The following is a 15,448-nucleotide window of genomic DNA, read 5'->3' as shown; positions in this document are numbered from 1 at the left end:
TCCGAGAACGGCTTGTCCTTCATTTCGGCCCGCAGCAGTGTTTTGAGCTGGTCCCGCGGCTCAAGCATGGCGAAATCGACTGTGGATTCCGTCGATGCGACGTCAGGCCGAACGGTGGGATCCTGCGCCGGAATCGGTGCCGTCCTGCGGAAAGTGTTCTCTTCGGTCATGGTTCCCAACCTATCCTTTCAACTCGTCATTCACATCGTAATGCGGCCGCCATATCAATGCAAAGCATGCGAAGTCGAACATCCCGTCCGGCCCACGTCGATTCTGTCGAACTCCCGTCCGCGGCACGTCCAAAAGCTACTCGCCACTGGTTTCGGGAGCGGTCAGCTCGCGGATGTCCGCTTTTTCGGGCGCAATCATTTCGACGGGGGCGATGACCTTGCTTTGGTCGACGCGCTGCAGCTTTCGCGCGGTGACGAGCACACGCGATTCGAGCGATGATGCGAACGCGTTGTACGCGCCCACCGTTTTGGTGATGGCGGAGCCGAGTTTGGTGGCCCGCTCCCCCAGCACCGCGAAACGCTCGTACAGTTCTCGGGACAGGTCGAACAGCATTTTCGCGTCGTCGGTCAGGCTTTGCTGCTGCCACGCGTAGGCTACGGATTTGAGCACCGCCCACAGGGTGATCGGCGAGGTCAGCGCCACCTTCTGCGCGAAGGCGTCGTCCATCAGCGTCGGATCGGTCTCCAACGCGGCCTGCAGCAGCGATTCGTTGGGGATGAACGCGATCACGAAGTCCGGGGCGTCGCTGAACGCGTTCCAGTAGGCCTTGTCTCCCAAGGTCTTCACATGCTCGCGCACCGCCTTGGCATGGGCATGCAGCAGCTCGTCCTTACGCGCCAGCTCCTCGGCCGGCGCGGTGTCCGGTATCTCGCACGCGCGCTGGTAGTCGGCATACGGCGCCTTGGCGTCAATCGGAATGCTTTTGCCACCGGGCATGTGGATGACCATGTCAGGCCGCTGCGTATGCCCGTCGGAGTCGGTGACCACCACCTGGGTGTCGAAATCGACGTGTTCCAGCAGGCCCGCCGATTCCACGATGTTGCGCAGCTGGGCCTCGCCCCACGCGCCTCGCACCTTGTTGTTGCGCAGCGCCGACGACAGCGCGCTCGTCTCACGGTCCAGACGCGCCTGCTGCTCGCCGAGTCCTTTGAGCTGCTCGCCGAGCGCGCCCATCTCATGCTTGCGCCCCTCCTCGATCTGCGCGACCTTCTCCTGCAGCGCGTCAAGGTTCTTCTGCACCGGGGCCAAGGCGGACAGCACCTTGCTCTGCTCCTGCATCTTCCGCTCGCTTTCGGCCTGGCGGCGTTCCGCCTCGTCGGCGGCACGCTGGCGCTCACGTTCCGCACGCATCTCCTCGGCACGTTGCGCCTGAGCCAGTTGCGATTTGAGGTACGTCAGCTGTTGCGCGAGCCCCTCCGCCTGCGTACGGTACCGCATCACGCTCGCGTTGAGGTCGCCGATATCCTGCCGATCCGCCTCGATCTGCGCCTTCGCCTCGTTCAGATCCGATTCCTTGGCCCCGCGGGCCATGTCCTGCCCCTTGGCACGCCCCGCGAAGAAGCCCGCGGCCGCCCCCAGCGCGGCCACGACCACCAGCAATATCACAACAAACACAGGATTATCGAACATACGTTCGACTATATCATGCTGACCGCACCACGGCAAACGTGCATCAGCCCATATCCGTCCATATTCGCGTTCATCCGGAGGAACGACCGCATGCCATGCCAACGTGCACTATGCTGAAATCAGCCGAACGCGAACTTGCCCGCGTATTTGAAGAGATATCTCGAAGGGACATCATGGGATTCGATCTGTTTTTGGCGGCCGTGTCGATCGTCGCCGCGGCCATCGCGACCTGGGCTTTGCTGCGATTGTTCCCGAGCACGGACGCGCCGACGGACATTCCGTCGCGGCCGGAGGCGTCACAAACGAAAACGCCGCAAACGAAAGGAACGTCCGGCGAAACAGCGGCCCCGACAAACAACGACGACAACGCCACTTCCACCTTCGACCATCCCGGCAAACGTCTCGTCATCGCCCTGATTCTCACCATTCCGACGCTCGTCGTAACGCTGCTGTCGCTCGCCGGAATCGCGTTGCCGGGCTGGATGACCAATCCGTGGCTGCATGCCATCGTCATCACGCCGGTCATGTTCTATTGCGCCGCGCCGATCCATCAGCGCGGCCTGCCGGCGTTGCGTCGCCGTCGGCCGAACGGCGATTCCCTGGTTTCACTTGGCATGGCGATCGTATATGCGTACAGCCTGCTGCTGTGCGTGATTTCCTGGATTTTCCCGGCCGGTTCGCGCGACCCGTATTTCGCGTTTGTAGGCGTGGTCGCCGTGCTTTCCTTGGCGAACACGATCGTCCGGCGGCGACTGGCCGCGCGGTCACAGTCGGAGACCGGGAAAAAGCAGGCGGGCAGTGCGGAGGAAACGCTTTTCCGCGCCGCGATCGGCCATGAGATCCGTGCACGCGTGCTGCAGATCACCACGTCGGTGACGATGGTGGTCGCGGTGTGGACGTGCGCATTGTGGCTGGCGTTCGGCGTGCAGCCGAAGCTGGCGATCGCGATACTGCTCGGCTCGACCGTGCTGTCGGTTGCGGGACTGGTGTTGCAGGCCTACGACAGACTGCCGGAGAGTCAGCCGGAATCGGAAAACGAAATGGCCGACAGCCGTCCATCGACGGCCGCCAGCCATTAATCAGCCATTCATTAATTCAGCCTCGAATCGGCCAATGCCGCCGATTCCCCGCCAAGGCCAGGAATCGGCATAATCGGTATCACCGAGCGGAATCAGCCGAATCGGCGGAGCCATCGGTTCCGTCCACCTCGTCCTCGTCCATGTCCTCAAGCTGGCCCGCGGCCCACGCGGACAGCTCCAGATGGTCGCCGCCAGTCTGGTCTACCAGCACGGTGTCGCCGTCGTGCACCTCGCCGGCCAGCAGCATGCGGGCCAGCTGATCGCCGACCTCGGTCTGCACCAGGCGACGCAGCGGACGGGCGCCGTATGCCGGATCATAGCCGGCGTTGGCCAGCCATTCGCGGGCCGAATCGGTCACGTCGAGCGTGATGCGGCGGTCGGTCAGGCGTGCCGCGACCTGCAAGACCTGGATGTCCACGATGCCGCCGAGCTCCTCGCGGGTCAGCGGGTGGAACATGACCAGTTCGTCCAGACGGTTGATGAATTCCGGCTTGAACTGCATGTGCACGGCATCCATCACGGCCTTCTTCTTGGCGTCCGCGTCCATGTCGGGGTTGACGAGGAACTGCGAGCCGAGGTTGGAGGTCATGATCAGAATCGTGTTCTTGAAGTCCACGGTCCTGCCCTGGCCGTCGGTCAGACGTCCGTCGTCGAGCACCTGCAGCAGCACGTCGAACACTTCCGGATTGGCCTTCTCCACCTCGTCGAACAGCACCACCGAATACGGACGACGGCGCACGGCCTCGGTGAGCTGGCCGCCCTCCTCGTATCCGATGTAGCCCGGCGCGGCGCCGATCAGGCGGGACACGGAGGCCTTCTCCATGTATTCGCTCATGTCGATGCGCACCATGGCCTTCTCGTCGTCGAACAGGAAGTCGGCGAGCGCCTTGGCGAGTTCGGTCTTGCCCACGCCGGTGGGGCCGAGGAACAGGAACGAGCCGGTCGGGCGGTTCGGGTCGGAGATGCCCGCACGCGAGCGGCGCACGGCGTCGGACACGGCCTTGATGGCTTCCTTCTGGCCGATCACGCGCTTGCCGAGGTATTCCTCCATGTGCAGGAGCTTCTCGTTCTCGCCCTGCATGAGGCGTCCGACGGGGATGCCGGTCCAGTCGGAGACGATTTCGGCGACGGAGTCGGCGTCCACGCGGTCGGGGACCATCGGCACGTCGGCGGAGGTGTCGTCCTTCGTGTTCTGCTCGTTCTTTTCGGCTTGGGCGATTTCCTTCTGGATGGCCGGAATCTCGCCGTAGTTGATGGCGGAGGACTTGGCCAGGTCGCCTTCGCGCTCGTAGCGTTCGGCCTGGGTGCGCAGCTCGTCGAGCTTCTTGCGCAGGTCGCCGATGCGGTTGTGTCCGCTCTTTTCGGCGTCCCAACGCGCCTTGAGCCCGTTGAGCTTCTCACTTTTGTCGGCGATTTCCTTGTTCAGGTCGGCCAGACGGTCCTTGGCGCTGTCGTCGAGTTCGGTTTCGGCCTTTTTTGCGGCTTCGTCGTTCTTCGGGTTGCCCAGCAGGTACGACTTCTCCATCTTCAGGCGTTCCACCTGGCGGGTGAGTTCGTCGATTTCCTCAGGCGAGGAGTCGAGTTCCATACGCAGGTGCGCGGCGGCCTCGTCGACCAGGTCGATGGCCTTGTCCGGCAGCTGGCGGCCGGAGATGTACCGGTTCGACAGCGTCGCGGCGGCGACCAGCGCGTCGTCTCCGATGGTGACCTTGTGGTGCGCCTCGTACTTCGGGGCGATGCCACGCAGGATGGCGATGGTGTCCTCCACGCTCGGCTCGCCGACGAACACCTGCTGGAAACGACGTTCGAGCGCCGGATCCTTTTCGATGTTCTCACGATATTCGTCCAACGTGGTCGCGCCGATCAGGCGCAGTTCGCCACGGGCCAGCATGGGCTTGAGCATGTTGCCCGCGTCCATGGAGCCTTCCGCGGCGCCCGCGCCGACGATGGTGTGGATCTCGTCGATGAAGGTGATGATCTGTCCATCGGCCTTCTTGATCTCCTCGAGCACGCTCTTGAGGCGTTCCTCGAATTCGCCACGGTACTTGGAGCCTGCCACCATGGAGCCCAGGTCGAGCGAGATGAGCTTCTTGTTCTGCAGGGTGGTGGGCACGTCGCCGGCGACGATGCGCTGCGCGAGGCCTTCGACCACGGCGGTCTTGCCCACGCCGGGCTCGCCGATCAGCACCGGGTTGTTCTTGGTGCGGCGGCTCAGGATCTGGATGACGCGGCGGATTTCCTGGTCGCGTCCGATCACCGGGTCGAGCTTGCCTTCCTTGGCCGCGGCCGTCAAGTCGGTGGAGTACTTTTCCAGCGCTTTGTAGCTGCCTTCGGCGTCCGGGCTGGTGACCTTCCTGTCGCCTCCGCGCACGGTCGGCACGGCCTTGCGCAGCTTGTCCGCGTCCAGGCCGTTCTTCTCCAGGATGTCGGCGCTCTGGTTCGGCTTCGCGGCCGCGATGGCGATGAGCAGATGTTCGACGGTGACGTATTCGTCCCCCATCCGCTGCATTTCCTTTTCGGATTGCGACAGCACCGCGGCGAGCTGGCGGCTGACGTCCGGTTGCGTGGTGGTCGAGCCGCTGGCGCTCGGCAGGTTGCCCAGCGCGCGGTGCGTTTCGGCGCTCACGTTCTGCGCGTTGCCGCCCGCGGCTTCGATGAGAGCGCGCGCCATGCTGTTTTCCTGACGCAGCATCGCGTCAAGCAGGTGCAGGGTGTCGACCTGCGGATTGCCCAGTGCCGACGCGTTCTGGATGGCGTCGGAAAGCGCTTCCTGGGCCATCTGCGTGAACTTCTGTTCCATATCATCCTCCATGGTTCGCGTCCCGCCCGGACCGATCGGAAGGTGTCCGGGCCGGGGCGCATATGTCGTTGTCTGATATGCCCAACCGACTTCACCGCCATTATATTCCCAAAACTTGAGTCGAACACACTCAAGTTTTGCGTTTCTTAAATGGCATCGCCGTCAAAGCAGTCCGGATACATACCTCCCATACGACATAAAGAATCAGTTATAACTGATTTTGTCGGATGAAATGCTGATGAAATCAGTTATAGCTGATTTCATCGGGAAAACGGCAACGAAATCAGATATAACCGATTCCGCAATTGAGCAAGGCGTCCGAAAATACGACGATGGCGGGTCCGCGACGCTATAAACGCCACGGAACCCGCCATGCACAAAGGCTCGCCGGCAATCAGCCGGCCGCCGAAGCCGGCCGCAACCAAGCAACCGAGTCACACAGCCAAGCAACCAAGGGCGGATAACAGCCGTCAGCGACGGTCAGCCACGCACCACCACATTGCGCAGATCGCCGACGCCCTCAACATGCACGATCGCCTCATCGCCCGGATCCAGATGACCGGAAGCGTTCGGCGTGCCCGTCATGATCACGTCACCCGGCAGCAGCGTGGTGAAGCTCGAAATCGCCGCGATCTGCTCCGGAATGCCATGAATCAGATTCGCCGTGGTGCCCGACGCCATCTCGACATCCTCGCCGTTGAGCGTGAAAGAAATCTTCGCATCCTTCCAATTCACGTCGTCACGCGTCACAATCCACGGACCCAACGGGCACGCGGTGTCGAAGCCCTTCGCCCTCGTCCACATCGGATCGAGCCCCTGCAGGTCACGCAACGTCACATCGTTCACGCAGGTGAAGCCCAGCACATAGTCCATGGCCTTCTCCACCGGCACGTTCTTGGCGATGCGCCCCATCACCACAGCCAGTTCCGGCTCGAAATTCATATCGTTCGAACACGGCGGAATCACGATCGGATCGTCGGGTCCGATCACGGACGTGCTCGGCTTGGTGAAGATCACCATATCCTCCGGCGCGTGCTTGATCTCGGAATGGCCGGCCTCGTGCATGAACTGCGCATGCGCCTCATAATTCTTGGCCAGGCCATACACCTTGGACGGAATGACCGGCGCGAGCAGGCGGATGCCGTCGCCGTCCACCGGATAGCGTTCGCCGGTCGGCTCTACGGCCTGTCCGGACAGCGGGTAGCCGTTCAAGGCCACGAGGTAGTCCTTGCCGTCATCCTTGTCGGTCTGTACGAAGGCGTACTGCGGTACATCATCATGTGTGAAACGTGCAATTCTCATACCCGCCAGTCTACCTTCCGCCCGTCCTCCGCGCGCGCAATGCGTCATCCTGCGCGCAATGCGTCGCTACCGACGTATTCGCTCGTCCGCCGTGCGCAAGTTTTCATCCGCGGCCGAGTTCGGCGCGCAGGGCGACGATCTCACGTTCCAGCGCGTCGATGCGCCGCACCTGCTGGACGATGAGCAGGTCGCGCACGTCGGTGTCCGTTCGTGACGCAGACGCGGATGCGACGGCCGCACGTGCGCCCACATCCGCGGCGCCCGTCCTTCCACCATCCGCAGTATGGCCGTCATACGATGCACGGCCATCGCCCGCCGTATGCGCATCGTCCGCCGTATATCCACCGCGCTCCGCGCGACTTTCGTTCATCGCACGTCCATCGTCCGGCACGCTCCCATTGTCCATAGCACGTCCGTCGACCGGCACCAGTTTGTCCGTGTGCATGCGGCATGGGATCGCGCGCCATCGCGCGAAGCAGCGTTCGATGCGTTTGTAGCCGATCAGCGACGGGTCGAGGCCCGCTTCCCGGAATAGTTCGACCGGTGATTCGCCCGCAAGGTAGCGGCGCATGCAGTTGTGTTTGAACGATTCCGTGTAGGTGATGCGTTTCGACGTCGCTTCGGCGACCACCGGCAGCGATCGCAGATATTCGACTTCCTCCGGACTGAATGTTCCACCGCCGTTGTGCATGATGTTCCCTTTCGGCTTGGTGCGATGCGGGCGCGGCACGGGTTTGCGACCGTGCAGCACCCCATCGCATAGTCGAATCGGCCTCCGTCATGCCATTCGATTGCTCTCTTCATCCACTATCGTATCCATTTGGGGGTGGTCGTTCAACCGTCGCCTGAACATCCCCCGAATCAGTACCGTCGATTCATGTCCAGACGCACGGGAGATGCACGGGAAACATGCGAAAAAGTGGGTGGGCCGCCGGTATTCCCGGCGACTCACCCACCCGTACAGGCACCGTTGCCTGGTGGACCCGGCCTGCCCGGTCCCGCCCGCTGGACGGGGACCGGAAGTCAGGCCGTGGCCGTCAGACGGCGGTCGTAGTACCGGAGTCGACGTCACGGGACCGGAACGCGATCAGCAGTCCGGCTCCGGCCATGACCAGGGCCACGATGGTGAACAGTGCGGTTCCGGCAGCGCCGGTGAGCGGCAGCTGCGTGATGTTCTTCACGTTCTTGACCTGGATGACCTGGGTCTTGTCTGTCTCGTCCATGCTCGCCAAACCGAGGTTGTTGCCGCCGACCAGTTCGACGGTCGAAGCACCGTCTTTCTGGCTAACAGTCAGCTTCACGGTGAAGGTCGGCACGAAGTTCTTCGCGTAGCCGTTCACGAAACCAATCTCCTTCAGCGTGTATTCGCCGGATTTCAAACCCGTGATTCTCACGTTGCCGGTGGTGGTGACCACATCGGCGGAAGCGCCGTCATCCTCGCCCTCGGATGCTTCGGCGAGACGGTACGCGCCTTCCCCGGTCTTGACGAATCTGAGCGGGGTCTTCGATACCGCGGGTCCTTCGAACACGTTGAACGTCGCTCCGGCCAGGCCGTTGGCGTCATTGCCGACGCCGTACTTGTGGAAGTCGAAGCCGCCGGTGTAGGACTCGAATTCGACCGGAGGAATCCACGCTTCGCCGTCGCGGGACACGGACGCCGTGTTGGAAATCTTGCCGCCTGCAGCGATGATGTCTTTGTTGACCACTGCGGTGTAGGTGATGACCAGTCGGCCGCTTCTGCCGGCCAGATCGAATTCCAGCACAGTGGTGGTCTTGCCGTCGGAGCCGACGGTCGGCTCGGTCACGTAGGTGAATGGCACGTCCGTGTCGCCGATCTTCGCGGAGAAATCCTTGTTGACCGTCAGGCCTTTGGACGCGACGTCCTTCACGAAGTACGGATAGGTGTCGTAGCCTTCGGCCGCGGCCGGAATGTCCAGCGCGATGGTGTAGGTGATGGTCTGTCCGATGCCCACGCCGTCCGCCGTGGTGGTCTGGTCGGCCGTCTTGTCCGGTTGTTCGGGCTCGTCCTCGTTTTTGGCCACGAACGCGCCGACCGCGTCGATCTTGCCTTGGCCGGTGGCCGGATCGCCCTTCACTGTGAAGGTCTTGGCCACGCCGTCGAGCGTGGTGGCGACGATGGCGTTGACGCCACGGCTGCCGTCCTTGTCCACATCGGTGATGAGGTACCAGCCTTCCTCGAGCGGGCTGATGGTCGCGGATTCGCCGTTGCCGGTGACGGTTCCGTCCGCCGTGATGCCTGTGCCGATGGCCAGCGCGCCGGCGAAGGAGCGGAACCATTCCGCGTCATTGTCTCCGGTTTTGGTGGCGGCGAACGCAGCGGGATTGCCGTCATATTCGCTTGGCATGGCACTGGCGGACGTCGTGTCGTTGGCCGAGACCACGGCGGCGGTCACCGCCTGGACCCAGTCGGCGTCCGTGTCCACCTGCACGGTGTCGCCGTCGGGGGTGAGCGATGCGAACTTGTACGCGGAGTAGGTGTGTCCTTCCCGCGAGTGCCGCACTTCGATCGACGCGTCGCCGGCCGCGTATGCTCCGGCCGTGCCGAACGCCATGCCGCCCAGCAGGGTTGCCGCCGCGGCGATTACTGCGCAGAGTCTTCTCGTCTTCATGATGAGAGACCTCTCTTTCTTGGTTTGTTCGGCCCTGTCGCCATGGCCGATTGGTTGGTTTTGGGAAAGATGTTCGATTGATTCGGACGATTCATCCGGCTTGCATCCGATTTCCGTTCACAGCGGCCGTCCACGTCCGGTCACGGCCAGTCCGAGGATGCCCGCGAGCAGCAGGATCAGCGCGGCCGTTCCGGCCACGATCAGCCATGTCCGTTCGTTCGTCGCTCCTGACAATGGCAGCGCGGCCACCGTCTGCCGCACGTTGGTGAACGAGGCTTCGTAGGTCGCGGTACGTCCTTCGTCGAACGCGGCCCACATGTCGGTCCTGGTGATGGAGATCGGCACCGAGGTGACGCCGTCCTTCGCGCCGTAGCCTGCGATCGCACCTTCCGTGACGGTGTAGTCGCCCGGCATCATGCCGTGGAACGTCATCCGCCATTCGCCGGTCGATACGGCGTCGTCCTCGGAAAGGTCCCTGCCGGCCATCGACGCGCCGTCCTGCATGAGGTCGATGCGCAGCGTGGCCGAACCGGATGGCGTGCCGCCTTCCCAATGCTTCGTCACGACCACGTCGGCGGACGGCACCTGCAGCACGGGATGCTGGTAGGCCGCGCAGTCGGATTGCCGGTCGAACGTGTAGCAGACCTGCGCCGAGGCGTTCGAACGGAAGCCGGGCTTTCCCGCGGAGGTCTCGCCGGTTCCTCCGTCGCCGGTCGCGTCGTAGTTGATGCCGCCGCCGACCATATCGACCCGCGCGTAGGCCTGGTCGGTCGGAACGATGCCGTACGAAAGCGTGTAGGTCGCATCGTGCTTCAGCTCGTAATCGTCCGCGAATTCGACGCGGATCGTGCCGTTGCCGCCGGAACCGGCGTCGCCGTACCAGATCGTGTAGTCGGTTCCCTCCCGTGGAACTTGGGCGCCGGCCGGCAGATTCGTGACGTTCAGCGTCGCGCCTCCGGTGACCCGGTAGTAGGTGTTTCCCGCGATGGTCCGCGTGTCGGCCGTGTTCCAGGTGACGCCGTCGACCTGCGCGTACGCGGACAGCTCGTCCACGATGGAGACGCCGCTGTAGGCGCTTCCTGTGGTGATCTCCTGCTGGATGTCGTCGAAGATGCGTTTCAGATCGTCCGCGCTGTTGGTGGCCTTGTAGTAGCCGAGGTTGCCTCCCTGTCCCCAGTTGGCCCGGTTGTATGCGGTGGCGTCCGGATAGTTGCTGGAGACGGCGTGCATGAATTGGTTGGCCTGATCGTCCTCCCTGCGGTTGTTGAACGATTCCTGTTCCGGATTGGCGCCGTCGAAGATGCCGATGCTGTAGACGAGCGCGCCCGCCGTTTTCATGGTTCGCGCGGTCCGTACCGCGCGGTTGGCCACGTCCCGGCTGAAGTCGCTTTGGGTGGTTGGCACGCCGTCGGTGAAGAATATGACGATTTTCTTCGCGCCTTGCCTGGCCTGGTTCAATGCGTTCAGCGCGGCGTCCATGCCTTGGTCGGCGGGGGTCGCGCCGACGGCGGACAGGCTGTTCACCGACGATTTGAGCACGGTGGCGTCACTGGTCAGTGGAAGCACCGTGCCGGAATTCCGGCCGAATCGCGTGATGGCGATGCGTACTTTGCTGTTCTCGTCCCGGATGGTGGCGTTGGTGGCCGCGGTGGCGTCGATGAAGCTGTCGGCCGCCGTTTTCAACGCGTCCAGACGCCTTGGATTCGCATCGTCGCAGCCTTCCTGCCGGCCGTTCATGCAGAAGTCCATGGAGCCGGAGGTGTCAAGGACGAGCACCACTTCGATTTTGGAGGTGATTTCCTGGGTTTCGCGGGTATCCTTGCCCACCACGTCGAGATTCAGCGTGTATTTGCCGCCGCCGTTGTAGACGATGCTTTTCGTATGGTCCGGCGACGGCACGGTCTCGTTCGCCGCGGCGCGCATCACGGTTTTTCTATTGAAGGTGAAGCGCTCGCGCATGATGTGGTCGTCGTCCGCATCGTCGGCTTCCTCGTCTTCGTCCGTCTTGCCGTCCTTATCATCTTTGCCGTCGCTGTCGTTCGTCTCATCGTCGGCGTCCTTGTCGTCGGCTTTTCCTTCGATTTCGGCGCCGTTCTTGTCATCATCATCAGCATCGTCGGCACCATCAGCATCGTCGGCATCATCGCCGTCGGCTTCCGTATCCGCGATATCATCCGTCGTATCATCCGTGCCGCTTTGCCCAGCGTCGTTCTTGCGATCGTCGTTCTGAACCGGCGCATCACCATCCTCAGATAGTCCGTCGGATCCAGCCGAAGGCTGTCCGCCCGCAGGCTGGTCTCCCGTTTCGGGCTGGTTCTCCGTTTGTTGCGATTGATGTCCGTCCGATCGCTCCTGCGAACTCCCATCGGACGTCATCCGCTCCGGACCGCCGTTCTCGGAGTCGCCGCCTTCCATATCGGCTTCCACAACAACGTCTTCCGTATCGCCGTTTTCCGTGGCATCGGCTTCAGCCTGTCGTTTTGCGTCCGTCCGATCGTCCATGGATTCGACGGTCGTATCGCCGTTTTCCGACGCGACTTCGTCGGCGAACGCGATCGACCCCGCTCCGGCCATACCGGCCAGCATCGCAAGAGCCGCGAGCGCAGCCGTGAATCCTCTTATCCAACCACGATGCCGGTTCGCGAGAACGGCAAGCAGGTCCCTCATCCGTTTCATGGCAAATCCATCCCTCATCGGCGCTGCGGCGGATTGCCCTTGCGCCTCCATGCTTCGAAACATTAGGGATTGGAACCATGCGGGCCTTACCCTCCATTGATGGGGTCGGGGAGCGTTCCGGACGTGTGGATCCGCGGATTTTCCCCTTGCATGCCGATTATCTGCCGGCCGGACGGGCGGAGGCGTGGCGCATGACGGTTCGTCGCGGCCGGACCGAACGCACGATCAGACAGCACAGCGTCATGCCACCGGCCACGCAACCGGCGGTGACGGCGAGCGCGTTCAGCCCTTCGGCGCGTGGATCGTGCACGTCGGCTGGATTCGGTGCGGGCGTCGGCATGGCCACGCGATGGCCGGATACCAGCAGGCGATGCGTGTTGACACCGTAGGGAGTGCAGGTCATCAACGTCAGCCGGTCCTCCCCCGGCACGATTTTCAGCTTCGAGACGTCATCCGGCTCGATCACGCTGATCCGGTCCACCTCGTATCCCAGCGTCTCGCCCATGACCTTGACGTACATGAAATCGCCTTCGTCCAGCTCGTCGAGCCGGGTGAACATCATCGATTCGGCCAGACCGCGATGCCCGGTGACCACCGCATGCGTCCCCTCGCCGCCGACCGGCAGGCTCGTGCCGTACAGATGTCCGGCTCCGACGGCGAGCACCGGTTCGGACGTGCCATGCCGGATCGGCAGTTCGACACCGATTCCAGGCACCAGCACCGTGCCCATGATCCCCGCGCCGGAATCCAGCAGACCCTGGTATTCCGTATCAACGTCCGCCACGGAAACCACGGAACCGCCAGCCCCATCATCCGCCGCCGTGAACGGGTCCGCGGCCTCACCCAGCACCGGCTGCCCTTCCACGGCAAGTCGACGGTTATATTCACGTGCCCGTTCCAGCTCATCCTCAGCCATCGGATACGGCCATCCGGCAACGACGCGCGCCACGGAATCGGAAGCCTCCGCAAGCCTCCTGGCCGAACGCGCCTGCATCATAAACGGCAGCGACGCCACCGCCACCGCACCCACGACCAGCAGCATCGACACGCACCGCGCAACAGCGAAACGAATCCGCCGCAATCTTCGCGAACGCACCACATCGGAGATGTCGATCGCCTTACGAAACGACGGCGCGCGAAACGTCGGCATACGGCAATCCATACAACCATTCACACAGCCATCCGCCGCATCACAGCAATCGTCACAACCGTAAACGGCACCGTCCGCATGCGCGTGGACAGCCGCACGAGACGCCGAATAAATATACGATTCCGTCTGATGGACGAGCCTGCGAACAGGTCCGCGCATCGACCGGCAGGCAAGCCAGGACATGGGTTTCTCCTTCGAACACACCCATGTTCACACCCGACAAAGGAAAGCCTCTGCCCCCTATAGGAGGGCATCCCCCTGAAAAGACAACGGTTGCAGGCACCAAACCGCGGATTCAGACACGAAACGGCCCTTCTCCCCCACTTCCGCCGCTTCCGTTACTTCCGCCGATCGCCACATCAATCAACAAAGCATCCTGCCGACCAGCGGAATGGCATGCCAACCATTCCGCCGACCAGCGGACGCCACAGATCGGACGGTCAAGCGATTCAGATGAACGCGCGCTCGCCGAAGATGGCGGTGCCCACGCGCACGATGGTGGAGCCTTCGGCGATGGCCAGTTCCATGTCTCCGGTCATGCCCATCGACAGTTCATGGCAGTTGCCGGTGCCCGGTTCGCCGGACGCGAGAATGAGGTCGCGGGTCTTGCGCAGATGAGCGAAGCCGCGGCGGATCACCGTTTCGTCGTTCACGTGCGCGCCGATCGTCATCAGGCCCTGCAGTTCAAGACCGTCCAATGTGCCGATTTTCTGCGCGATGCGGATGGCGTGCGCGGGGTCGCATCCGGATTTCGACTCCTCGCCGGATTCGTTGATTTCCAGCAGCACGCCGACGGTGATGCCGCGCGCCACGGCCCTGCGTGAGATCTTTTCCGCCAGGTCGAGTGAATCGACCGATTCGATGGTATTGACCACCGGCAGCACCTTGCCGATTTTGTTGCTTTGCAGTTGGCCGATCAGATGGAACGGGATATGCGCGGACGTAACAGCTTCCGTTGAATCGGCCGCATTGTCGGCGACGCCCAGCGTGAATCCGCGTTCCGCGCATCGTTTCGCCAGACCATCGGCCTTCGCCGTGACTTCCTGTGGACGGTTCTCGCCGATCATGCGCACGCCCGCGTCGATCGCGGCCATGATTTCGCCGACGTCGCGCGTTTTCGTGGCGGCCAGCAATCGTACGGAACCGGCTTCGCGGCCGGCTTTCTCCTCCGCCGATGCGATACGGTCCAGCACGCGGTGCACGCCGTCCGCGATCTCACGTGAGCGCGCGTCCTCAATCGTCTCGTTGGCAAGATCCTTGTGATCCATATACGCAGTCATCATCCACCTCTCACAGTCAATGCCGCGACCGGTCCACGGCCAATTCCAACGGCTGATCTCAGCCCTTCCATCATCCGCCGGAATCCGATACCAGTGCTACCGGAAAGTATTACCAGACAGTGCTACAGCAAGTGTTACCAGAAAACCTGCGACAACGCATGAAGAAGCCCGTACGACGACCTGAAGTGAAGCGATAAAGCGGTCGAAATTCGCACGGGCTATAAAACCAGACGGCAGTAGAAGGGGGACTTCAAAGACTCCGTCTGCATAGCCATTTATACCAGATAAACGGCCACGAACCGCCGAAAAGACGATTCACGGGACAGTCAGCCCCTATCCCCCTTACGCAACTCTTCCACCGTATGTTCCAGTTTTTCGACGCGTTCGCTCAGCGACAGCACCTGGCATACCAGCGATTGAATCTTGCCCAAGGCCACTTCCGGCAGCTCGCTCGGAGTCATATTGACGGGCGTGTCCGACGATTCCGGCTGCTTCGCCTTTTCCATGATGCTTTCGTCGCGCCTCCATCGGGCGATGTTGCGTTCGATGCGCTTGTGTCCGATGACCGATGGGCTCAGTCCCGCGGCGGTGAAAATCGCGGTCGGCCTCTCCCCCTGAAGATAGCGCCTCATGCAGTCGATCTGGAATTGACGCGAATACGTGATCCTGCTTTCCGTCACCGAATCAATCGCCGGTAGCATACGCAGGTATTCTACTTCCAATCGGTTAAAATGCCTTCTTGCCATTTTTGAACCGCACCCCGATTGTTGGACTGAAGAAATTCAGATTCAATGATCGGAGGTGCGGTTCTTTCGTATGCGCGAGGATCGAAGGAAACACTACGACGACGGGTTCCGGCGCGAGGCACTGGAACTCATCAAGGCAGGAGC

The 15,448-nt window shown here is 62.5% G+C and carries 10 protein-coding genes; 1 reads left to right on the top strand and 9 read right to left on the bottom strand.

Annotated elements, in window-relative coordinates:
* Positions 1–306: 306 nt before the first annotated feature.
* Positions 307–1,641, bottom strand: coding sequence for a DNA recombination protein RmuC (rmuC, locus tag ACR0P8_RS06665; RefSeq protein WP_432624351.1), 1,335 nt, complete (start codon positions 1,639–1,641; stop codon positions 307–309).
* A 173-nt stretch (positions 1,642–1,814) separates the two neighbouring features.
* Here rmuC and ACR0P8_RS06660 point away from each other — a divergent pair, with 173 nt between their 5' ends.
* On the top strand, positions 1,815–2,720 hold the full coding sequence (locus ACR0P8_RS06660; protein ID WP_432624350.1) for an ATPase P: 906 nt from the start codon (positions 1,815–1,817) through the stop codon (positions 2,718–2,720).
* Positions 2,721–2,799: 79 nt separating this feature from the next.
* Here the strand turns inward: ACR0P8_RS06660 and clpB are convergent, their stop codons facing one another.
* From clpB to ACR0P8_RS06620, 8 genes are all read right to left on the bottom strand, one after another.
* On the bottom strand, positions 2,800–5,520 hold the full coding sequence (gene clpB, locus ACR0P8_RS06655) for an ATP-dependent chaperone ClpB (protein WP_432624349.1): 2,721 nt from the start codon (positions 5,518–5,520) through the stop codon (positions 2,800–2,802).
* A 480-nt stretch (positions 5,521–6,000) separates the two neighbouring features.
* The gene (locus tag ACR0P8_RS06650) at positions 6,001–6,822 is read right to left on the bottom strand and encodes a fumarylacetoacetate hydrolase family protein (RefSeq protein ID WP_432624348.1); all 822 of its coding nucleotides are present in this window, start codon (positions 6,820–6,822) and stop codon (positions 6,001–6,003) included.
* Positions 6,823–6,925: 103 nt separating this feature from the next.
* Positions 6,926–7,513: a hypothetical protein gene (locus ACR0P8_RS06645; RefSeq protein WP_432624347.1), complete on the bottom strand. Its 588-nt coding sequence runs from the start codon at positions 7,511–7,513 to the stop codon at positions 6,926–6,928.
* A 346-nt stretch (positions 7,514–7,859) separates the two neighbouring features.
* Positions 7,860–9,452, bottom strand: a complete 1,593-nt coding sequence (locus tag ACR0P8_RS06640) for an isopeptide-forming domain-containing fimbrial protein (protein ID WP_432624346.1) — start codon at positions 9,450–9,452, stop codon at positions 7,860–7,862.
* A gap of 117 nt (positions 9,453–9,569) precedes the next feature.
* On the bottom strand, positions 9,570–12,128 hold the full coding sequence (locus ACR0P8_RS06635; RefSeq protein WP_432624345.1) for a DUF7604 domain-containing protein: 2,559 nt from the start codon (positions 12,126–12,128) through the stop codon (positions 9,570–9,572).
* 157 nt (positions 12,129–12,285) lie between these two features.
* Entirely contained in the window at positions 12,286–13,278 is a 993-nt protein-coding gene (locus ACR0P8_RS06630) for a class C sortase (RefSeq protein ID WP_432624344.1), read from the bottom strand.
* A gap of 449 nt (positions 13,279–13,727) precedes the next feature.
* Complete coding sequence (locus ACR0P8_RS06625) at positions 13,728–14,558, bottom strand: YggS family pyridoxal phosphate-dependent enzyme (protein ID WP_432624352.1); 831 nt, start codon at positions 14,556–14,558, stop codon at positions 13,728–13,730.
* A 326-nt stretch (positions 14,559–14,884) separates the two neighbouring features.
* A complete protein-coding gene (locus tag ACR0P8_RS06620) occupies positions 14,885–15,280 on the bottom strand; it encodes a transposase (protein ID WP_432624343.1) in 396 nt (131 codons plus the stop codon).
* Between the last annotated feature and the right edge of the window lie 168 nt (positions 15,281–15,448).

The organism is Bifidobacterium sp. (assembly GCF_050874245.1).
GTDB lineage: Bacteria > Actinomycetota > Actinomycetes > Actinomycetales > Bifidobacteriaceae > Bifidobacterium.
This window is presented reverse-complemented; position numbering and strand designations above follow the sequence as displayed.

Coding starts and splice junctions, on each gene's coding strand:
- rmuC (WP_432624351.1), bottom strand. CDS start 1,641: ATGTTCGATAATCCTGTGTTTGTTGTGATATTGCTGGTGGTCGTGGCC.
- ACR0P8_RS06660 (WP_432624350.1), top strand. CDS start 1,815: ATGGGATTCGATCTGTTTTTGGCGGCCGTGTCGATCGTCGCCGCGGCC.
- clpB (WP_432624349.1), bottom strand. CDS start 5,520: ATGGAACAGAAGTTCACGCAGATGGCCCAGGAAGCGCTTTCCGACGCC.
- ACR0P8_RS06650 (WP_432624348.1), bottom strand. CDS start 6,822: ATGAGAATTGCACGTTTCACACATGATGATGTACCGCAGTACGCCTTC.
- ACR0P8_RS06645 (WP_432624347.1), bottom strand. CDS start 7,513: ATGCACAACGGCGGTGGAACATTCAGTCCGGAGGAAGTCGAATATCTG.
- ACR0P8_RS06640 (WP_432624346.1), bottom strand. CDS start 9,452: ATGAAGACGAGAAGACTCTGCGCAGTAATCGCCGCGGCGGCAACCCTG.
- ACR0P8_RS06635 (WP_432624345.1), bottom strand. CDS start 12,128: ATGAAACGGATGAGGGACCTGCTTGCCGTTCTCGCGAACCGGCATCGT.
- ACR0P8_RS06630 (WP_432624344.1), bottom strand. CDS start 13,278: ATGCCGACGTTTCGCGCGCCGTCGTTTCGTAAGGCGATCGACATCTCC.
- ACR0P8_RS06625 (WP_432624352.1), bottom strand. CDS start 14,558: ATGACTGCGTATATGGATCACAAGGATCTTGCCAACGAGACGATTGAG.